Source organism: Bifidobacterium miconis, assembly GCF_019331735.1.
Lineage (GTDB): Bacteria > Actinomycetota > Actinomycetes > Actinomycetales > Bifidobacteriaceae > Bifidobacterium > Bifidobacterium miconis.
In genome coordinates this window covers 1-19,431 of the sequence record NZ_JAHBBH010000024.1, presented here as the reverse complement: position 1 = coordinate 19,431, position 19,431 = coordinate 1, and the positions used below count along the sequence as shown (strand labels likewise).

Genomic DNA, 19,431 nt, shown 5'->3' with positions numbered 1-19,431 from the left:
ATGCAAGAAGCCCGTATGCACGTTTCGCATACGGGCTTCTTTACGCCTGAACGAAGTTGTTTACAGGCGCACGCCGAGCGCGGCGAGGGATTCCCGGGCCTGCAACGCGTTCTCGAACAGGACGCCGTGGATGCCGACCTCGTTGGCGCCGACCACGTTCCTGGCGGTGTCGTCGAAGAACACGCATTGTCCGGCGTTCAGGCCGAAACGGTTCAGCGCGAGTTCGTAGATGTCGGCGTTCGGCTTGTGCAGCTTCTCCACGCCGGAGACGACCGTGCCGTTCAGCAGTTCGGCCAGGCGCGGGAATTTCCCGAACGCGAAGTGGAATGTCTCATGCGACCAGTTCGTCAGTCCCCACACGCCGTAACCGTGGCGTTTGAGATCCTCGAGCAGTTCGACCATGCCCGGCAGCGTGCGGGGCAGCGCATCATCGTAATGATCGATGTAGTACTTGAAGATCCGCGCGATGTCCTCGCCCTGCTCACGCACGACGTCGGGGTAGATGTCGGCGAAATCCTCGCCGGCGTCCATGCGGTCCTCATAGCGGAAGAAACCGTGCGGATCGTCGTCCGCGCAGATCGCGGCGACGACCTCGTCCGGGAAATGTCCTTCGAGACAGGCGCGCGTCTGCCAGTCGAGCAGCACGCCGCAAAAATCGAAGATGACGTCGGTGACGGGGGACTGGGTCATGGGAACTCCTTGCGAATCTGCCGGGTGAATGATGAAGTACAGTGTACCGGCGGCGGGGATGGAACCATGCATCCGTTCCATCCCCACCGCCGTCCGCGTGCGTTACGAGAGCAACTGGCGGAACGCCGCGGGAATCGCGTCGATCACGTCGGAGGCGACGATCGGGTGTCCGAGCTTGCCGCCAAGCGGGCCGCGCGGCGACATGCCGTAAATCGTCGGCGGCGTGAAGCCGCGCTGATCGGACTCGGACGCGAGCGCCGCGGCATAGCCGTGCAGGTACGCGCCGTCGGCGACGACCTGCGGAATCGACGCGTCGTCGTCCTGCTGGGCGAGCAGGGCGCCGACCATGCCCGCCAGCACGTCGCCGGCGCCGGCAGTGCCCAGCCAGGCAGGCGCGCGGCCGGCCAGCAGCACGCGCGGTTCGTCCGACGCGTCGGCCCCGTTCTCGTATTCGATGTCGTCCGCATCGTCGCCGCTGAGCGATCCGGCGGCCTTCGCGCGCGACTCGTCCTGCGCCTCGTCGGTCCTGACTCCGTCGCCGACGATGATGCTGATCGCCCCCTTGAGCAATACGGTCGCGCCCGTCAGCTCATGCGCACGCACCGCCCAATGCAGCGGCTCGAGCTGCACGTCGCGCGCGTCCACATCCTCGCCGCGCAGTTCCAGCAGGGACGCGAGCTCCGCCGCATGCGGGGTGATCACCACCTGCGGCGGCACCTCGTCCGGCAGAAGGTCGAGCGCGCCCGCATCCACGACGATCGGCGGCATCTCGTAGGCGAGATCGGGATCCTCGTCGTCCTCGTTCAACGCGTAGTGGGACAGCAGCTTCGCAATGGTCTGGCGCTGCACGTCGGCGTCGTCCTCGTCCGTTTCGCCGTCCGGCACGCCGGAACCGACCACCCACGACTGAACACGGCCCTTGCCGATCACCGCCTCGGGAACGGCGTTCAGCACCATGCCGCGCGTGCGTTCGGGACCCATGTAGCGGATCAGCCCAACATTCGTGCGGGACGCCGCCCGGCACGACAGCACGGCCGCCCCCGGATAGCGCACCGAGCCGGTGATCAGACCCGTCACGCCGCGCGCGTACTTCGCGTCGGCGAGCCGAGGCAGGCGAATCGCCTCGCTGGCGCTGTCCCCGGACACCATACGGACGAACGGCCGCACGCCCTCCAGATCGAAGCCGAAGTCGACCAGCGTGACCCTGCCGCACGCGTACGAGGCCGGAGGCAGCATCGCGCACGGCTTCAACGCGCCGAACGTCACCGTCACGTCCGCGGGAATGTACGGGCCGGTGATGGACCCGTCGTCCACGCCCACGCCGGACGGCACATCCACGGCCACCACCAGAGGAAACTCGCCGGCCGTGTCCCCGTCCGGCAGCGCGGTGCGATCGGGAACCGTGCCGTCCACACCCAGCGACGACGCCATCGTGCCGGCGATGCCGCGCAACGCGCCCTTGACGCCGATGCCCGTCATCGCGTCGATGATCACATGGGAATGCTGCGCCAGCTCGACCGCGGCGCGCAGACGTTCGCCGGCCTCTCCCGCGCCGAACCCGGCCGCGCATCCGGGAATGTCGGACGCCGGATCAAGCACCAGCACCTTGCCGCCGGCGCGCACGAACGCGGCGAACGCCTCCTCGTGCACGCTGCGTCCGACGGTCACGGCCGTCGCCGAGGCGCCGTTCTCCGCCAACGCGGCCGCCGCGTACAGGCCGTCGCCGCCGTTGTCCCCGGCACCGGCCAGCAGCACGATGCGCGCATTGCCCAACGCCAGGCCCTCGTCCTCGAGCAGGTCGGCGGTCACGCGGGCCGCGGCGGTGGCGGCCATGCGCATCAACGGCACACCGTCGTCCAGCAGAGGACGTTCCATCGCGCGCACGTCGTCGACGCGGTACGCGGCGTGACGCAACAGATGCAGCCTGTTGCCGTCGTTCTGCACGTTCATGCTTTCAGCCATGATGAACCTCCCTGACATCGGCGAAACCGTATATCCGTCTGCTCTACTTTACCCGCGTTTTCGGCTTCGCGCCGGCAGTTCGCCGACAGTGCGCCGACAGTGTCCGCAAGGCACGCCGCATGCCGGCCGAACGTCGCCTGCAGACGCGTCGGACATGGCCTGCATGGCCTCTGCATGGCCTCGTGCGGGCCGATCCGGCGTCCAACTGTCCGCGAACCCCCTGTGACGTTGCCCACAACGCGACCGGCGCACTGGCCTGATCCGTCGCGGACGGGTATGCTGGTGCCTTAAGTTGGATGGGAAGACTTCCGTTCCGCGGCGCGGCGGAGCGCTCGCTCGCCTTCGGGGCGCACGCCGCCGGCGCAACGCCGCGCCGCACGGAGTGTCGCGTGTTTACTTCAAGCGCTCGAAGTCTCTAATGTTGCCGGTATGAGCACCAGCACAACCACTTGGCATACCATCCGCGAGGCGTCGATGATCTCCGGGCTGCCCGAATCGACCTTGCGCTACTACGAGCAGATCGGCATCATCGATCCGATCGCCCGCGACCCCAGTTCCGGGCATCGCGCCTACTCCGACGCGGACCTCGAGGCGCTGAGCATCATCTCATGCCTCGCCGCGACGGGTATGCCGCTTGAGTCGATGCGCGCGTATCTGAAGAACCGCTTCGACGGGCCGGATGGCGCACGCCGGCAGATGGAGCTGCTCGACGCGCAGGCCTTGCGGCTGGCGGCCAAGGCGGAAAGCATCCGCATGCAGCAGGCGTACGTTTCGTTCAAGACGCTGTACTGGCGCGCGATCGCCGAAGGCCGGGAGCGTGACGCGGAGCGGCTGCTGGAGGACAACCGCGACATCGTGGAGAAGGTCAAGCGACTGCAGGTCGGCGGCAAGGCCGAACAGTGATCGGCCGGCACGGCCACGACGAACGCGATCGATGGCATGGCATCGACAGTGATGATATCGGCAACGACGGAGGAGCGATGATGTTCGACGGATTGCGCAGCGCGATGAACAAGTTCTGGAACGGCGACAAGACGCTGGCCGAAACTGACCCGGAGTTCGTGGAGTTCTTCTCGAACTTCGCGTACGATGAGGTGATCAACGAACCGGGCGCGAACCATCCCGATCTGGACGACGCGACGCGCGCCATGGCGATTCTCGCCACGCTGATCGGCTGTCAGGGGCTCGACGAGTATGCGCTGATGCTGCCGGTGGCTTTGGAGGCCGGCGTCAGCCCAGTCGAAGTGAAGGAGATCGTGTATCAGGCGGTCGCCTATCTCGGGTTTGGCCGCGTGCTGCCGTTCCTGAAGAAGACCAATGACATCTTCGGGGCGCGGGGCATCGCGCTGCCGCTCGCCGGACAGTCGACCACCACGCCGGAGACGCGCGCCGCGGCGGGGGAGCAGGCGCAGATCGACATCTTCGGCGAACACATGCGCGGCTTCGCGCGGTCCGGACCGGCCGACACCCGGCACATCAACAAGTGGCTGGCCGGCAACTGCTTCGGCGACTACTACACGCGCGGCGGGCTGGACCATCGCCGGCGCGAGATGGTCACGCTGTGCTATCTGGCGGCGCAGGGCGGGTGCGAGCCGCAGCTCGTCGCGCATGCGGGCGCGAACCTCAAGGTCGGTAACGAGAGGGCGTTCCTGATCGCGGTCGTCTCGCAGTGCATGCCGTACATCGGCTATCCTCGCACGCTGAACGCGATCAGCTGCATCAACGAAGCCGCGACTAAGGCCGGTGAGTAAGGAGCCCGGCCGGAACCGACCCACTCGGTCAGTTCCAGCGACGGCTTCCCTGGAACGTGCGCCGATGCCTTTCTGTGGCGGTTTTCGCTCGTTGGGACATCCGTTAGCGAGCGAAGACCTCCAGCGAAAAACGCGCGTGGCGGAAAAGGTTCGCTGAGACATGTCTCAGCGAACCTTTTCCGCCACGAGGGCTGAGGTCAGAGGGATGGATCCTCTGCTTGGCCTCAGCCCCAGACTTCCTTGGCGATGGACTGCACGAGCGCGATCTTGGCCCACTGCTGCTCCTCGGTGAGCTTGTTGCCCTCCTCGGTGGACGCGAGAAGCCGCACTGGGTGGACAGGCACAGGCGGTCGAGCGGCACGTACTGCGCGGCCTCGGCGATGCGCTTCTTGATGACCTCCGGGTCCTCGAGCTCGGGCTTCTTCGACGTGATCAGGCCGAGCACGACCTTCTTGTCGCCCGTGACCTTGGCGAGCGGCGCGAAGTCGCCGGAACGGTCGTCGTCGAACTCGAGATAGTAGGCGGCCACGTTCTCCTTGCCGAACAGTACGTCGGCCACGACCGAGTAGCCGCCGGCGGACGCCCACGTCGAATGGTAGTTGCCTCGGCAGTCGTGCGTGGTGACGACGAGGTCGGCCGGCAGACCGGCGATCGCCGCGTTGTTCATCGCCGCGTACTGCTCCTGCATCGCGGCGAACTCCTCGGGCGTGTAGTGAGAGTTGAAGTTCGGGTCGCAGAACATGCCCCACGTGCAGTCGTCGAGCTGCACGTTGCGGCAGCCGGCCTCGTACAGGGCCATGATGAGGCCGTGGAACGCGGCGGCCGTGTCGTCGGCCAGCTTGTCGTAGGCGGCCTGATCGTCGCCGTAGAACTCGTGCACGGATGCGATGTTCTCCGGGCGGAACAGCTCGGCGTACAGCTGCGAGGGGGAGGGGATGGTCTGGCGGGCCACGACCGTGTCGTCCTCGAACGCCTTGAGGAACTTGAAGTGGTCGACGAACGGGTGCGCGCCGTCGAACGCGATCTTGCCGGACAGGCGGGCGGATTCGGCGCGGGTCACCTCGTCGTGGAACACGTAGCCCTGGTCGATGGCGACCTTCTCGACGCCGGCGAAGCCCCACATGCAGTCGAGATGCCACCAGCCGCGGCGGAACTCGCCGTCGGTGATGACGTGTAGGCCGGCGGCCTTCTGCTTGGCGACCAGTTCGGTGATGCACCGGTCCTCGACGGCCTTGAGCGCGGCGGCGTCGATCCTGCCGGCCTCGAAGTCGGCGCGCGCGGCCTTCAGTTCGGCAGGACGCAGGTAGCTGCCGACGACGTCGGCGCGGAACGGCGCGTTGTGCGAATATGCCATGGTTCCTCACGATCTTGCGCATCGGTTGCGCATTGCGATTCGGTTGATACGTTGCGTAACCTTACCGCAATCCGGCCTACGGCGCCCACGCGAGTCCATTTCCCTTCGGCTTCCCTCCGACGACGGGCGGATTAGGCGCGCGCCGACGCGCCGCGGTGCGCCTCCGGGCGGAAGACGTCGGGTTCGACGTAGATCTCGAACCGGTACCACGGCAATGCGCCGCGCACCGCGCGTTCGATCTTGTCGACCGTCTCCACGTCGTAGTCGCGGTCTAGCTTCGACGTCTCGACCTTGAGGCACAGCAGGATGTCGTCCTCGGACATGTGGATCGTCTGCATGTTGAGCAGACGGTCCACGCCGGGCGTCGACGTGACTGCGGCCACGATCTCGTCGCGCGTCACACGGTCGACGGTCTCGCCGAGCAAGAGCGAGCCGGATTTGAACGCGAGCAGCAGCGAGCCGGATATCAGGACCAGACCGACCATCAGGCCGCCGATCGCATCCCACAGCTCGTCGTCGAGCAGGATCGCGAGTCCGATGCCGGCGCCGGCGAACGCCAGGCCGATCAGCGCGAGCGTGTCCTCCATGATGACGGAGGCGAGCTCGGCCGACTTGGTGCGCCGCCAGAACCGGAAGACGCCCATGTGCGGCGTGCGCGTGCGGGCCATGCGCTCGTTCGCCTCTTTGACGCTCGAATGCAGGCCGTAGCCTTCGAGGCAGGCGCTGACGGCGACCACGACGAGCGCGGCGACCAGTTCGATCTGGTTGGCGTCGCGCAATGCGGGGTCGGCGATCACGCCGACGATCTTCTTGATCGCCTCCGAAGTCGAGAAGAACCCGCCGACGAAGAACAGCAGCGTGGCCACGACGAACGACGCGAGATATTTCGCGCGGTACAGGCCGAACGGATGGTCGCCGTCGGTGCGGTGCCTGGAGAATCGGCCGCCGATCATGAGGACGATCTCGTTCGAGCAGTCGGCGATCGAATGCACGGATTCGGACAGCATGGCCGATGATCCGGTAAACGCGGCCGCGCACAGTTTGGCGACGGCGACGCCGATGTTCGCGGCGAGCGCCGCCTTGACGGCGGCTCCCGCATGCTTGGCCTGCTGTTGAACGGTTTCGCCCTCGCCGGACGCGATCCGGCCCTGTGTTTCGCTCATGATTCCCCTCTTGCCCATGATGTGCCTGAAACACCACACATTGTAGGAGCATCGGGGATCGGTGATCACTCCTCGGCCACGAGCTCCAAATAGCTGTCGTTCCACAAATCCTCGTCGCCGTCGGGCATGAGCAGCACGCGTTCCGGGTTGAGCGCCTGCACGGCGCCCTCGTCGTGGGTGACGAGCACGATCGCGCCCTCGTACTTGGCGATGGCCTTCAGAATCTCGTCGCGCGACGCCGGGTCGAGGTTGTTGGTCGGTTCGTCGAGCAGCAGCACGTTCGCGCGCGAGGTCACCAGCGTGGCGAGCGCGAGTCGCGTCTTCTCGCCGCCGGAGAGCACCCGGGCGGGCTTGAGCGCGTCGTCGCCCGAGAACAGGAACGAGCCGAGGATGGAGCGCGCCTGCGTGTCGTTCAGTTCCGGTGCGACGTGCGTGAGGTTCTCGAGCACGGTCGCGTTCAGGTCGAGCGTGTCGTGTTCCTGCGCGAAGTAGCCGATCTTGCAGCCGTGGCCGTATTCGACCACGCCCGTGTCGGGCTGTTCGATGTGCGCGAGCAGGCGCAGCGTGGTGGTTTTGCCGGCGCCGTTGTAGCCGAGGATGACCACGCGCGAGCCCTTGTCGACGGCGAGGTTCACGCCGGCGAACACGATGTTGGAGCCGTACGCCTTGGAGATGTCCTTCGCCATGATCGGCGTGCGGCCGCAGGGCGCGGGTTCGGGGAAGCGGATATCGGCGACCTTCTCCTTCTTCTGCGCCTCGGACGTGTTCTCGAGGAGCCGTTCGGCGCGGCGCATCATGTTCTGCGCGGCCACGGCCTTGGTGGCCTTCGCGTGCAGGCGGATGCCCTGCTTCATGAGGCGTTCGGCCTTCTTCTCGGCGACCTCGCGCTCGCGGCGGCGGCGCTCCTCGTCCACGGCGCGCTGGTGCAGGTACGCCTTCCAGCCGAGCGAATACATGTCGATCTGGCCGAGGTGCGCGTCGAGGTGCCACACCTTGTTCACGACCTCGTCCAGCAGTTCGGTCGAGTGGGAGATCACGAGGAAGCCGCCTTCGAACTTCTTCAAAAACCCGCGCAGCCATTCGATCGAATCGGCGTCCAAATGGTTGGTCGGCTCGTCGAGGATGAGCGTGTCCGCGTCGGAGAAGAGGATGCGCGCCAGTTCAATGCGGCGGCGCTGGCCGCCGGACAGGGTGCCCAGCTCGCGGTTCATCACGTCCTGCGGCAGGCCCAGGCTGTCGGCCATGGCGATCGCCTCGGACTGCGCCGCGTAGCCACCGGCCTTGTCGAAGTCCTGCATGATCTTGTCGTAGCGGTTCATCGCGCGCGTCATCACGTCCGGATCCGGGTCAGTCATCTCCTTCTCGCACTTGCGCATGCGGGCGATGATCGTCGCGATGTCGCGCGCGCTCATCATGCGGTCGAGCGCGGTCTGCGTCTGATCGGCGGCATGCGTGTCCTGCGGCAGATAGCCGAGCTTGCCGGAGACGCGCACCTTGCCGGCCGAGGGCAGCATGTCGCCGGTGATCACGCGCGTCAGCGTCGTCTTGCCGGCGCCGTTGCGGCCGACCAGACCGATCTTGTCGCCCTTGGCCACATGGAAGTCGGTCGGATGCAGGAGCGTGCGCGCCCCGATCTGAATCTCAAGTCCCTGCGCTTCGATGGCCATCCCGTCAGCCCGCCTTCCGTCTCGTACCCGTTGCCGAGGTTCCTTGTTTCCGCGTGCGGCCGATCCGTGCCCGTGCGCCGTTCGCCGCAAAGTCCAACGCTCCACTATAGCGAATGGGTGCGGATCGCAGAACGGCGGCGGCCGTCCGGCGGTAGTCTGGAAGCGACAGGAACGCCCGGCCGCGACGGATTCGCGGAAACGGCGGAAAGGAGAGCAATCATGTCCGACAGCAAACGCACGATCCTCGTCACCGGATTCGACCCGTTCGGCGGCGAATCCGTCAACCCCGCGTTCGAGGCGGTCAAACGGCTGCCGAATGACATTGCCGGTGTGAGCGTTGTGTCCTTGGAGATCCCGACCGCGTTCACGCGCAGCGCCCGGGTCGTCGAGGCGGCCATCGAACGCGAACGGCCCGACTGGGTGCTGTGCGTCGGACAGGCCGGCGGACGCGCCGCGATCACCGTCGAACGGGTCGCGATCAACCTCGCCGAAGCGTCCATCCCCGACAACGACGGCGAACAGCCGATCGACGCGCCGCTGCGCGCGGACGGCGACGCCGCGTACTTCGCGACGCTGCCGGTCAAGGCGATGGTCCGGAACATCAACGCCCACGGCATTCCCGCCGCCGTCTCGTACACGGCCGGCACCTACGTGTGCAACGCCGTCATGTACCACGTGCTCTACCTGCTCGATCGCACGTTCCCCGGAGTCAAAGGCGGATTCGTCCACGTGCCGTTCGCGACCGGACAGGGCGTCGGCAAGCCGGCCTCCACGCCCACGATGGAGATCGCGACGATGACGCGGGCGCTCACGTATGCGATCGAAGCGATCGTGAACGACGACGCCGGCACGGCGGACGGCGAGCGCGGTGCGCGAGACGTCGCCGGCACGATCTGCTGATTCGCCGATCTCGCCGGCCCGATCCGGCGTCGTCCTTCCGGCGCATGCCTGCGAGACGCTCCCGTCGCCTCCCCGACGCCGACCCCTAGGGGTTTCACCCCGACGTCATCCCCAAGAATCAGGGTATTGCCCGCCGGCTTCATCCCGCCGGCCGATGGTGCGCAACGTTCGAAATTCCTACGATTGACGGCATGAACGGCGCGGGACGCACGGCATGCGGGCCGTGCGCCGCGCGCGGTCGAGGGGAAGGACGACGACATGGCAACGCGCATCGCAACGGACACGATTCCGGCGGCCTCCGCCGCACGGGGAGGAACCCGCGCGGGAACCGTCCGCAGTTTCGCCAGCTATCGCAGGCAGCGGGCCGCGAAAGCGCTGGTTCGGCTGATCGCGGCGTTCATGGCCGCGGCCGCGATCATCGCCGGCTCGCTGTTCGGCCTTGGCCGCATCGCCCATTGGGGCCCGTTCGCGCCCGGTCTGCCCGAAGCGGCCTATTCCGCCGACTCGTGGAACACGATCGTCGTCAACCGATGGCAGCGCATCCCCGACGACTGGCCCACGCCGGAACTGACGCAGCTTGCCAACGGCCAGCGGATCGACTCGCGCGCTTACCCGGATCTGCAGCGCATGTTCGACGCGATGCGCGCCGACGGGCTGAACCCCGAAGTGACCGCCGGCTATCGCACGTATGACGAGCAGCAGCAGCTGCTCAACGACAAGATCTTCCTGTACGAAAACGACGGCATGGACGAGAAGGACGCCGAGGCAAAGGCCCGTCTTCAGGTCGCTCTGCCCGGCACCAGCGAGCATGAGCTGGGGCTCGCCGCGGACATCAACGCCGCGGGCGCATCCGACTCGGACGCCAATCAGCGCGTCTACGATTGGCTTGCCGCCAACGGGTGGGATTACGGGTTCATTCTGCGCTATCCGGAAGGCAAGACGAACGTGACCGGCGTGGAATACGAGCCGTGGCATTGGCGCTATGTGGGCGTTGAGACCGCCAAGGCGCTCCATAACAGCGGCGAGGTTTTGGAGGAACTGTAGTCCGTTGCCGAGGCGCCTTGTTCCGGATGGTCCCAGCCCGGCTCATAAGGCGGACTTTGCCATGTTCCGCAGCGTTCCGCAACACGCGCGTCGGGAAGGAAACACGACCGTCGCCCGGAACATGCCTCGCCCGGGTCGGGACAGGACAAGCGTCGCGTTCATCGCGTCGCATGCGGCGCGCACGATCGACAATCCCAATCCCACGCCGGGCACGGCGCTGATGCGCGAATGCTCGCCGCGGTGGAACGGCTGGACGAGTTCGCGCAGATCATCGGGCAGTGTCTCGTCGGTGGTGTTCGTCACGGTCAGCGTGATGTCCGGTTCCGTCCCGCCGTCGGTTGCGATCGTGACGTCGACCGAACCTCCGTCCGTATTGTGCACGACGGCGTTGCGGATGAGATTGCCCACGGCCAGTTCCAGCAGGGCCCGGTCCGCGGACGCAGTCGCTGCAGGCAGGTCGTCGGCGTTGATGACGATGCCTCGTTCCGCGGCGTCATCCGCAACGCCGTCGATCATGTCGTTCACGCAGCCGGTCAGATCCGTGGCCTGCGTCGTCTCTCCGCCGTTCTTACGCGCGGACCTCGTTTCGCCGATCACCCCGTTCTGGATGCGCGACAGCGTCAGCAACGCCTGCACGAGCTGCGCGCCACGACGGTTCGCGGCGAGCGCGCGGCGCACGGACGGCTCCACGTCGGCGGGGAAACGGCCTTGGGCGAGCGGCGCGTCGAGATTCGTCTCCACCGCGGCGATCGGCGTGCGCAGTTCGTGCGACGCATTCGACACGAACCGTCGCTCCGCTTCGGACGCGGCCTGCACACGGTCGAGCATGCCGTTGATCGACACGACGAGCCTGCCGATTTCGTCGTTGCCGTGCGCGTCGGTGATGCGCGCGTGCAGATCGTCGGGATGGAGCGCTTCGACCTGTCGTCCGACGTCGGCGACGCGCGTCGACAGTGCCGTGCCGACGATCCACGCGACGCCGAGCGCGAGCAGCCCGAACACGATCATCATGACGATGGACGCCGCGCGCATGGTGCTGACGAACGAACCGGTGACCGCATCCACGGTTTTGACCAGACCGAACGAGTATTGCGCATCCGACCGGTCGAACACGTCGATGCTTGCGTCGCTGTCGAGCGCGGCCGTGCCCTCGTCGCACGACCCCGACGCCGACAGCGCGTCATCGTCAGCGGAGCCGGTGCCGGTGTCGGCATTCGTGCCGTCGGATGACGGCGCGTTCGTGGCGACGCACATGACGGTCATGTTCTGTTCGGCGGCGACGCGCGCGACGATGAGGTTCTGCGTGACGACGACGGCCGTCATCATCAGCAGGGCTATGGCCGCAATGGACACCACCATGGTCGTCTTGAACGTGCGCGGTTTCAGTCGCGCGGCCAACATGCGCATGCGGTTCATCGCAGCCGATATCCTTCCCCTCGCGTCGAGACGATCACGTTCCGGTCGGCAAGCTTGCGTCGCAGCGAATACACGGTGGTCTTGACCACGTCGGCCGGCTCCGCCGCGGTCGGATCATCCCAGACCGCCTCGTACAGTTCCGGCACGTTCACATACCCGCCGTCGGCGCGCATGAGTTCGAGCAGCACGCCGTACTCCTTCGGCGTGAGTTTGACAAGCGCGCGTCCGTGATCGCGGAACACGAGACGCCGCGCCGTGTCGAGCGTAATATCGCCGCGCGTGAGCACCGCGGCGGTCGCGTTCGCCTTGCCCGCACGACGCTGCATCGCCCGGATGCGTGCCAACAGTTCGGGATAGGCGAACGGCTTGGTCAGATAATCGTCCGCACCAAGATCGAGCCCGCTGACCCGATCGCTGATGCCGGCCGCGGCGGTGAGCATGATGACGGCGACGGGAATGCGGTTCGCCGCGATCGTTGCCATCACCGCATCGCCCGACAGCACCGGCAGATCGCGGTCGAGCAGCACGATGTCGACGTTCTGATCGGCGAGCGCCTGCAATGCTTCGGTGCCGGTCGTGGCGAGGCTTGTCGCGTAGCCCTCGTAGCGCAGCGCGTCGTCCAACGCGGCGGCCAGTTCGCGATCGTCCTCGACGATCAGGATTCGCATGCTCTTCCCTCCCGCTTGTTCTTGTCCGACTTGTGTTCTCGTCCATTATCTTCCGGCTCGTTCGGTAATGCGAGGGTAATGCGTTCCCTCACCGACACGCCACGGACGGCACGGTTGGATGGGGTGCGACACCGATCCCAAGGAGGAATGATGAACGACAAGTTCCCGCTGAACCGTCTTGCGCAGGCCGATCCGACCGATGGCACCGGTAGGAGAGCGAGCCGTCCGAACCGTCCCGTGCCCGTGACCGTTCGTCGCACATGGGCCGTCATGGCCGTATCCGTGTTGTCCCTGTCGCTGCTTGCCGGCTGTTCCGTGCCGTTCGCCGCGAACGGCGGCGATTCGTCGGACACGGTGGCCTCCGGCAATGACGCGGCGGCGTCGACCGACGCGAACGTGAAGAAGTTCATCGCATGTCTGACCGGCAAGGGCATCGAGGCGCAGGCCGCGGCCGCGCCCGACACGTCCGGCTCCACGGACGCATCCAAGGCGCCGACGGTGAAGAACGCGGTGGAACTGCGCATGATCGACGCGGCAGGCAACCCGGTTCCCGTCAGCGGAGACTCGAACGGCATGACCGTCGACTCGGGTTCGCAGCAACTGTATGCGGGCGCGACGTTCACCACCGTGGAGGACGACAAGGTGTGGGTCATGTTCAAGGACGCCGCCGCGCTCGCCGGCAGCCCGTACGCCTCCAAACAACAGGACTACGCGGCGTGCCAGGCGCAGGTGCCGGACTTCACCCAGCCCGTGCAGGACGCGAACACGCAGCCGGCCGTCTCCGACGCGCAGAAGCAGGCGGCGCTCGACTTCGCCAAGAAGGCGCGCGAGAAGGGCTACGGCTGGGTCGCGGACCCGGACGGCGACAATCCGACGACGATCATGATCCCGAAGACCGTGAGCGAGGAGGAGTTCCGCCGCTTCCTCAAGGACTGCCCGGTCGGCGAGACTGGCGTTTCGTTCGGGTTCGACGGCACGCCCGAGGAGTTCGGCTACGACTACACGCAGGTGATGCGCGACGCTCAGTGAACGCGTTGACGAAGGAGCAATGGATATGACACGAACGCAAGCGAGACGGTTTGGCAGACGACGCAAAGTCATCGCGGCGATCATGACGATCGTCGTCATTGCAGGACTGACCGTGACATGCGTGGCGACGAAACCGTGGAACCTGATCGGTCATCTGACCGCCGACGGACAATCGTCATCGTCGTCGCGGAACGTGGACGTGACCACGCTGCGCACGCAGCCGGTCGCCAAGGGCGTGCTCAACGCCGAAACCCGACTCGGCGCGACCCTGCAATACGACAAGGCGAGCGACTTCGCGGCCGCGTCTGGCACGGTCACGCAGCTGCCGGTCGCCGGCAAACAGATCAATACCGGTGAACCGGTGTACGAAATGGACGGCGTGCCCGTGCCGCTGTTCCACGGCGAGCGCCCGTTCTGGCGCACGTTGCAGACGGAGGCCTCGGACGGTCCAGATGTGACCCAGCTCGAACAGAATCTTGCCGAACTCGGGTTCTTCTCCGGCACGCCGGACGCGCATTTCGACTGGCTGACCCGCGAGGCGGTCCGGCAATGGCAACGGTCGCTCGGACTGACCGGAAGTGCGGTGGACGGCGTGTTCCAGCCGTCGTCCGTGGCCGTCGCCCTGTCAGCGCCGATTCGCATCACGGCGGTCAAGGCGAAACTGGGGGAGTCGAACGTGAGCCCCGCCAGCTACACGAACGTCACCCTGCACGTCGAAGCCACGCTCACCGCCACGCAGGCCGCCACGTTCAAGGCCGGCGACAAGGCGCAGGTCGTGCTGCCCGACAACACGACCATCGACACGACGCTCGCCGCCGTCGATCAGGGCGGCCAGTCCACCGGCGCGGACGGACAGACGACCTCGCCGTCGGCGCGCGTCGACTTTCCCGACCAGTCGCAGGTCGCGAAGTTCGGTCCGGTTGCGGTGAACCTCGTCATTCCGAACACGTCCGCTTCGGCGACCACGGAGACGCTGATCGTGCCGGTGACCGCGATCGTTGCATCCGCCGGCACCACGTACGCGGTTGACGTGGTGCGTGGCGACGCGCTCGTGCGCGTGCCGGTCGAGATCGGACTGGTCGCGAACGCGCAGGTGCAGCTCACCAAGGCCGATGGATTGAAGGCCGGCGACAAGGTGGTGGTGTCGTGATGACGGCTGTGGGTATGGACCCCCTCAGCCAGCCGATGGCTGACAGCTCCCCCGGGCAGGGAGAGCAGGGGAACGGGACACTGCTGACGCTCGAACAAGTCACCAAAGCCTTTCCCGGCAAGGACGGGACGATGACGGAAATCCTGCATCCGACGACGCTGACGATCGGCCGCGGCGAACGCATCGCGATCGTGGGACCGAGTGGCTCGGGCAAATCGACGCTGCTGTCCCTGCTCGGCACCCTCGACATGCCCACATCCGGCACACTGCGATACGACGGTGACGACGTGACCGCGATAGGCGAACGGCAGCGCAGCGACCTGCGCGCCGCACGCATCGGCTTCGTGTTCCAGCAATTCCATCTGATCGCCAGCGTATCCGCATTGGAGAACGTGATGGTCGGCCTGCAATACACGGCCCTGCCACGGTCGGAACGACGCGACCGCGCGGCCGCCGCGCTGGAACAGGTCGGATTGGCGCATCGCCTGCGCCACAGACCGTCGCAACTGTCCGGCGGCGAGCAGCAGCGCGTCGCCATCGCACGGGCGCTCGTCAAACACCCCGACATCGTATTCGCCGACGAACCGACCGGCGCGCTCGACACCGACACCGGGCACACGATCCTCGGCCTGCTGTTCAACGCGGCCGAGAGCGGCGCAAGTCTCGTCGTCGTCACGCATGACCCGAACGTGGCCGCACGGTTCCCGCGACGACTGCGCATCCGCGACGGCGTGGTATGTGAGATAGCGGGGGAGACGGCGGCGCGAAAGGAGAGCGATCATGCGTAAACCGTTGCGTACGCGCATCGCCGACCTCATGCATGCGGCATGGATCGGCGCGACCGGGCGGGTCTCGCGCACCGTGCTCGCCTCGCTCGGCATCGCATTGGGCGTCGCCGCCTACGTGGCCCTGTCCGGCATCGCCGCATCCAATCAGGCGGCATTGCTCGCCCGACTCGACGCGCTCGGCGCGAACCTGCAGGTCGTCGCCCCCGGACAGGACGTCTCACGGCAGACCATCCCGCTGCCCGATTATGCGCCCGAAACGATCGCCAGGCAACCGTCCGTCGAACAAGTCGGCGTCTTCTACACGCCGCCCGAAAAAATCCAGATCTTCAAAAACCAGCTCGTACCGACATCCAACGGCAACGCGCTCGCCCTGAACATCATGGCCCCCGGCGCCCTGGACGCGATCGGCGCGACCTACGCGCACGGCCACGGCATCGACGCCGACAACGAGCGCCTGCCCGTCGCGGTCCTCGGCTCGGAAACCGCATGGCGGCTCGGCGTCACCGACGTCGGCGACCGCGTGCTCATCGACAACACATGGTACGGGGTCGTCGGCATCCTCGACCCCCTGCCGCAGGCCGACGCGTTCAACACGTCCGCCATCATCGGCCGGTCATGGGCGCTCGCGCATTACCCCGATCAAGCGAACGACATCGCCAAAATCAGCGCGATCTGGGTGCGCACCAAATCCGGCGACGCCGACACCCTGCGCCGCATGATCGCCCACGCGGCCAATTTGTCCGGCGGCAACGTGAGCGTGACCGCCTCGGCAGACCTGTCCAAGGCACGCAACGCCACCAACGACTCGATGACCACGCTCGGCCTCATGATCGGCGTGATCGCGCTCGCGGTCGGAGGCATGAGCATCGCCAACATGATGATCGTCACCGTCATGGAACGCCGCGGCGAAATCGGCTTGAGACGCGCTCTGGGAGCCACGCCCGGCACCATCCGCATGCAGTTCGTCACCGAGGCGGCCATGCTCTCCGCGTTGGGCGGGATGGCCGGCATGGTGATCGGCATGGGCGTGGCAAGCGGCGTGGCGCTTGCCGCCGACCAGCCACCCGCTCTGAATTGGGGCAGCCTGCCGCTCGCATGGAGCGCGGCCGTGGCGGTCGGCATCATGGCTGGACTGTATCCGGCCAGCCGAGCCGCCCGGCTCACCCCGACCGAGGCGCTGAGAAACGAGTGATTCGGTTCCCGGGATTGCCGCGCCGGATCCCGGGAACCGGCATGATAGCCTTGTATTCTGCACCAAGAAAGCGAGGCGGGCTTATGGGCGATGTCAGGCGGGAAATGGAACGGCTGCGACCGGTCTATGACACCGGCGTGCTCCGCCTGCTGAGACGAGAAACCTCCCGGCTCTATGTGGCATTGCTGCGCGCCGCATTCGACCCGCTCACCGGCGAACTGCCCCGCGAAACCCTCGAAGAGCATTTCGCGCAAAGCCTGTCCGCGCTCGCCGACGCCGGCGAATACGCCCCCAAACCGGACCAGACCTACGCCGAGGCGGCGCGCCAGATCCTCATCGACCTGAGCCGCGAAGGGGACGGCGACTACGCATGGCTCGCCAACGCGCACGACGCGGCATCGCACCGCTTCCTCTACCGGCTCACCGCCCGCGCGCACCGTGCCATCGAAGCCCTGTCCAAGCTTGAAGACGACACGCGCACCCTGTCCGGAGCGCAGGCCAACAGCATCATCATGGAAATCGAGCACGCGCGCATGCAGCTGACCTCCGATCCGAGCGAACGCGTGCGCCTGCTCACCGAGGAAATCAACGAACGCCAGCGTGAAATCGAACGCATCCGGCAGGGGCAGGCCAACGCCGACCTGACCGACGCGCAGGTCGCCGACGTGATCGCCGTCATCCACAACACGCTGCGCGGCGTGCCCATCGACCTGCGCGAACTCGTCCTCGCCGAACGCGACAACGGCGACGCATTGCGCCGGCGCATGCAGGGCGGCGACATGAGCGTCGACGACATCCTCAACGCCTACCACAACGAATACCGGAAGGCATTCGACGAATCCGATTCAGGCCGCCGGTTCAACGACGCGTTCCAAGTGATCATCACCGACGAGGGTCGCCAACAGATCGACGACGCGCTGCGCGACATCGCCAAAACACCGTATCTGGCCGGCTCCTCGGGCGCGCTGCTCAATCAGGTCCGCGATGAACTCGACCTCATCTACGACGGGTTGGAGGCGGTGCGACGTCAGCAGCGCGTCTCGGACGAAGCCGTCAGCCGACTCGTCCGCCAGCAGACCGACACGCGCTACCGCACCATGCTCGGCATGCTCAACCGCCTGTTCGTCCATCTCAACGCGGACGCGAAAGCGCATCCGAACGACCCGTCGCGCCCCTACCGCACCAACGGTTCGATCGTGCAGATCACCGCCCTGCCGACACGGCCGGCCCGATCCATGACCCGCGCCGCGACCCGCAGCCTCGCCGACATGGGACCGGACATCCTGCAGGGCAACGACGGCCAGCCCGTCGACCTCAAAACGCTGATCGTCGGCGGCGGGCCACGGCTCGCGCACATGATCTCGCTCATCCGGCTCGACCCGGTCATCCGCGACGACGGGCGCATCGACATCGCCGCCAGCTTCAACCGGCTGCCGGACGGGGAACGCCGGGAAAGCGAACTCGTCGGCTTCCTCGGCGCGTTGCCGGCAGGCGACGGGCCGGACACCGCCACATGGCACTGCATATCACTCGACAATGACCGCCGGGACTGGGTGACGCAGCCGATCCTGGCCAGCCATGACGAACTGGACGACATCATCAGGGAAGAAGGGGAACAGGCATGAACGAACCGAACACAGCCACGCGCGACACCGACGAACACGGCATGACGGACCCGCCTGCGGCAATGCAAGAGACGACGGTCATGCCCGACGTTCCCGACACGACCGGCGGACAGCCGGAACCGCCGGTCAACCCGTATGCCCTGTTCGACAATGATTCCGGAGACATGACCGCCGACGCGCGCAAAGCCGCGATCGCGCTCAAACGCGAACGCTACATCAGCGGAGAACTGTACGACATCGCGCTCGACAACCGCGACGCCGTGGAACGCTCCCTCAACAACGACCTGCTCGAACTGGTCGTCAACGACCGCTACCGCGTTATGGTCGCCATGCCCGTGGCCAGCGACGACATCACGCTGCGCTCGCTCAAAACCCGAGTCAGCCTCAAACGCGAGGAAGCCGCACTGCTCGCGTTTCTGCGCATCCGCGTGCTCGAATACGACAACGCGCGCGAACCGGCCGACAACTGGCTGATCAGCCTCGAGGAAATACGCGCCGCGCTCGCCACAGGCACCGGTTACCTCGCCGCGCGCAACGACGAGGAAAGCGTGCTCAAACAGGTCGGAGCGGTCGCCTCCGCGATGTGCACGTACGGGTATCTCGAACGCAGCGCGGACGACGAGACGCTGTACCGGATCACGCCGCTTGTGCCGGTGGCGCTCGACCGCGAACTGGCCGAATCGTGGCTGGACATCGCGTCCGGAACGAACACGAACGATGAGGAAGGGGAGTGACATGCCCGCAGCACTGCAGATGATCGCCGACCGGTGGATGATGGAAAGCCGCCGGCTCGTCAACTGGGGCTCATACGAGGGCTACCACGAGTTCCGTCCGTCGATGGACAAAAACCTGCCGGTGACGCTGCTCGCAGGCGCCAGCGAATCCGGCAAGTCGACGCTCGTGGACGCGCAGGTAGTTGGGCCGGTCGTCGTCTCCCGTGCCGGTCATGCCGAGCAGATACGTGTAGTCGTTGCGTTCGGAGCGCCCGGAGTTCGACGCCTTGTTGAACGGCGTGCCGGTCGGGTACAGGAG

18 protein-coding genes are annotated in these 19,431 nt (G+C 66.5%); 11 read left to right on the top strand and 7 right to left on the bottom strand.

The window, feature by feature from the left end; all coding sequences use genetic code 11:
• Positions 1-60: 60 nt before the first annotated feature.
• Together KIH79_RS08705 and KIH79_RS08700 are read right to left on the bottom strand one after the other, a co-directional pair.
• Positions 61-690: an HAD family hydrolase gene (locus KIH79_RS08705; protein WP_219059026.1), complete on the bottom strand. Its 630-nt coding sequence runs from the start codon at positions 688-690 to the stop codon at positions 61-63.
• 102 nt (positions 691-792) lie between these two features.
• A complete protein-coding gene (locus tag KIH79_RS08700) occupies positions 793-2,640 on the bottom strand; it encodes a bifunctional ADP-dependent NAD(P)H-hydrate dehydratase/NAD(P)H-hydrate epimerase (RefSeq protein ID WP_219059038.1) in 1,848 nt (615 codons plus the stop codon).
• A gap of 441 nt (positions 2,641-3,081) precedes the next feature.
• Here KIH79_RS08700 and KIH79_RS08695 point away from each other — a divergent pair, with 441 nt between their 5' ends.
• Together KIH79_RS08695 and KIH79_RS08690 are read left to right on the top strand one after the other, a co-directional pair.
• Positions 3,082-3,555: a MerR family transcriptional regulator gene (locus KIH79_RS08695; protein WP_219059025.1), complete on the top strand. Its 474-nt coding sequence runs from the start codon at positions 3,082-3,084 to the stop codon at positions 3,553-3,555.
• Positions 3,556-3,635: 80 nt separating this feature from the next.
• Positions 3,636-4,403, top strand: coding sequence for a carboxymuconolactone decarboxylase family protein (locus KIH79_RS08690; RefSeq protein ID WP_219059037.1), 768 nt, complete (start codon positions 3,636-3,638; stop codon positions 4,401-4,403).
• A gap of 103 nt (positions 4,404-4,506) precedes the next feature.
• Here the strand turns inward: KIH79_RS08690 and KIH79_RS08685 are convergent, their stop codons facing one another.
• From KIH79_RS08685 to KIH79_RS08675, 3 genes are all read right to left on the bottom strand, one after another.
• Complete coding sequence (locus tag KIH79_RS08685; RefSeq protein ID WP_236023744.1) at positions 4,507-5,757, bottom strand: 5-methyltetrahydropteroyltriglutamate--homocysteine S-methyltransferase; 1,251 nt, start codon at positions 5,755-5,757, stop codon at positions 4,507-4,509.
• A gap of 131 nt (positions 5,758-5,888) precedes the next feature.
• Positions 5,889-6,920 (bottom strand): cation diffusion facilitator family transporter, encoded by a 1,032-nt coding sequence (locus KIH79_RS08680; protein ID WP_219059024.1) that lies wholly within the window; start codon positions 6,918-6,920, stop codon positions 5,889-5,891.
• Positions 6,921-6,985: 65 nt separating this feature from the next.
• Positions 6,986-8,587 carry an ABC-F family ATP-binding cassette domain-containing protein gene (locus KIH79_RS08675; protein ID WP_219059023.1) on the bottom strand — a complete coding sequence of 534 codons (1,602 nt, stop codon included), beginning with the start codon at positions 8,585-8,587 and terminating at the stop codon, positions 6,986-6,988.
• A gap of 219 nt (positions 8,588-8,806) precedes the next feature.
• Between KIH79_RS08675 and pcp the strand changes: the two genes are divergently transcribed.
• Positions 8,807-9,487, top strand: a complete 681-nt coding sequence (gene pcp / locus KIH79_RS08670; protein ID WP_219059022.1) for a pyroglutamyl-peptidase I — start codon at positions 8,807-8,809, stop codon at positions 9,485-9,487.
• A gap of 258 nt (positions 9,488-9,745) precedes the next feature.
• On the top strand, positions 9,746-10,531 hold the full coding sequence (locus KIH79_RS08665) for a M15 family metallopeptidase (RefSeq protein WP_219059021.1): 786 nt from the start codon (positions 9,746-9,748) through the stop codon (positions 10,529-10,531).
• A 42-nt stretch (positions 10,532-10,573) separates the two neighbouring features.
• Here the strand turns inward: KIH79_RS08665 and KIH79_RS08660 are convergent, their stop codons facing one another.
• Positions 10,574-11,947 (bottom strand): sensor histidine kinase, encoded by a 1,374-nt coding sequence (locus tag KIH79_RS08660; protein ID WP_219059020.1) that lies wholly within the window; start codon positions 11,945-11,947, stop codon positions 10,574-10,576.
• A complete protein-coding gene (locus tag KIH79_RS08655) occupies positions 11,944-12,615 on the bottom strand; it encodes a response regulator transcription factor (RefSeq protein WP_219059019.1) in 672 nt (223 codons plus the stop codon). Before KIH79_RS08655 ends, KIH79_RS08660 begins: the two co-directional genes overlap by 4 nt.
• A 150-nt stretch (positions 12,616-12,765) precedes the next feature.
• Here KIH79_RS08655 and KIH79_RS08650 point away from each other — a divergent pair, with 150 nt between their 5' ends.
• The 7 genes from KIH79_RS08650 to KIH79_RS08620 form a co-directional block, all read left to right on the top strand.
• A complete protein-coding gene (locus KIH79_RS08650; protein WP_219059018.1) occupies positions 12,766-13,644 on the top strand; it encodes a hypothetical protein in 879 nt (292 codons plus the stop codon).
• A gap of 25 nt (positions 13,645-13,669) precedes the next feature.
• Complete coding sequence (locus KIH79_RS08645) at positions 13,670-14,794, top strand: peptidoglycan-binding domain-containing protein (protein WP_219059017.1); 1,125 nt, start codon at positions 13,670-13,672, stop codon at positions 14,792-14,794.
• On the top strand, positions 14,794-15,582 hold the full coding sequence (locus KIH79_RS08640) for an ABC transporter ATP-binding protein (RefSeq protein WP_236023743.1): 789 nt from the start codon (positions 14,794-14,796) through the stop codon (positions 15,580-15,582). Before KIH79_RS08645 ends, KIH79_RS08640 begins: the two co-directional genes overlap by 1 nt.
• Positions 15,575-16,774: an ABC transporter permease gene (locus KIH79_RS08635; protein ID WP_219059016.1), complete on the top strand. Its 1,200-nt coding sequence runs from the start codon at positions 15,575-15,577 to the stop codon at positions 16,772-16,774. The genes KIH79_RS08640 and KIH79_RS08635 overlap by 8 nt, the downstream gene beginning before the upstream one ends.
• An 83-nt stretch (positions 16,775-16,857) precedes the next feature.
• On the top strand, positions 16,858-18,399 hold the full coding sequence (locus tag KIH79_RS08630) for a DUF3375 family protein (RefSeq protein ID WP_219059015.1): 1,542 nt from the start codon (positions 16,858-16,860) through the stop codon (positions 18,397-18,399).
• An 80-nt stretch (positions 18,400-18,479) separates the two neighbouring features.
• The gene (locus tag KIH79_RS08625; protein ID WP_338023137.1) at positions 18,480-19,133 is read left to right on the top strand and encodes a DUF4194 domain-containing protein; all 654 of its coding nucleotides are present in this window, start codon (positions 18,480-18,482) and stop codon (positions 19,131-19,133) included.
• A gap of 1 nt (position 19,134) precedes the next feature.
• The coding region (locus KIH79_RS08620; RefSeq protein ID WP_219059014.1) for an ATP-binding protein at positions 19,135-19,431 on the top strand (297 nt) is incomplete at its 3' end.

Bases quoted from the DNA above. Each gene is read 5' to 3' on its own strand.
- KIH79_RS08690 (WP_219059037.1), top strand. From the start codon at position 3,636: ATGTTCGACGGATTGCGCAGCGCGATGAACAAGTTCTGGAACGGCGAC.
- KIH79_RS08630 (WP_219059015.1), top strand. From the start codon at position 16,858: ATGGGCGATGTCAGGCGGGAAATGGAACGGCTGCGACCGGTCTATGAC.
- KIH79_RS08660 (WP_219059020.1), bottom strand. From the start codon at position 11,947: ATGAACCGCATGCGCATGTTGGCCGCGCGACTGAAACCGCGCACGTTC.
- KIH79_RS08645 (WP_219059017.1), top strand. From the start codon at position 13,670: ATGACACGAACGCAAGCGAGACGGTTTGGCAGACGACGCAAAGTCATC.
- KIH79_RS08655 (WP_219059019.1), bottom strand. From the start codon at position 12,615: ATGCGAATCCTGATCGTCGAGGACGATCGCGAACTGGCCGCCGCGTTG.
- KIH79_RS08685 (WP_236023744.1), bottom strand. From the start codon at position 5,757: ATGGCATATTCGCACAACGCGCCGTTCCGCGCCGACGTCGTCGGCAGC.
- KIH79_RS08635 (WP_219059016.1), top strand. From the start codon at position 15,575: ATGCGTAAACCGTTGCGTACGCGCATCGCCGACCTCATGCATGCGGCA.
- KIH79_RS08640 (WP_236023743.1), top strand. From the start codon at position 14,794: ATGACGGCTGTGGGTATGGACCCCCTCAGCCAGCCGATGGCTGACAGC.
- KIH79_RS08650 (WP_219059018.1), top strand. From the start codon at position 12,766: ATGAACGACAAGTTCCCGCTGAACCGTCTTGCGCAGGCCGATCCGACC.
- KIH79_RS08680 (WP_219059024.1), bottom strand. From the start codon at position 6,920: ATGAGCGAAACACAGGGCCGGATCGCGTCCGGCGAGGGCGAAACCGTT.
- KIH79_RS08705 (WP_219059026.1), bottom strand. From the start codon at position 690: ATGACCCAGTCCCCCGTCACCGACGTCATCTTCGATTTTTGCGGCGTG.
- KIH79_RS08695 (WP_219059025.1), top strand. From the start codon at position 3,082: ATGAGCACCAGCACAACCACTTGGCATACCATCCGCGAGGCGTCGATG.
- KIH79_RS08675 (WP_219059023.1), bottom strand. From the start codon at position 8,587: ATGGCCATCGAAGCGCAGGGACTTGAGATTCAGATCGGGGCGCGCACG.
- pcp (WP_219059022.1), top strand. From the start codon at position 8,807: ATGTCCGACAGCAAACGCACGATCCTCGTCACCGGATTCGACCCGTTC.
- KIH79_RS08625 (WP_338023137.1), top strand. From the start codon at position 18,480: ATGCCCGACGTTCCCGACACGACCGGCGGACAGCCGGAACCGCCGGTC.
- KIH79_RS08700 (WP_219059038.1), bottom strand. From the start codon at position 2,640: ATGAACGTGCAGAACGACGGCAACAGGCTGCATCTGTTGCGTCACGCC.
- KIH79_RS08665 (WP_219059021.1), top strand. From the start codon at position 9,746: ATGGCAACGCGCATCGCAACGGACACGATTCCGGCGGCCTCCGCCGCA.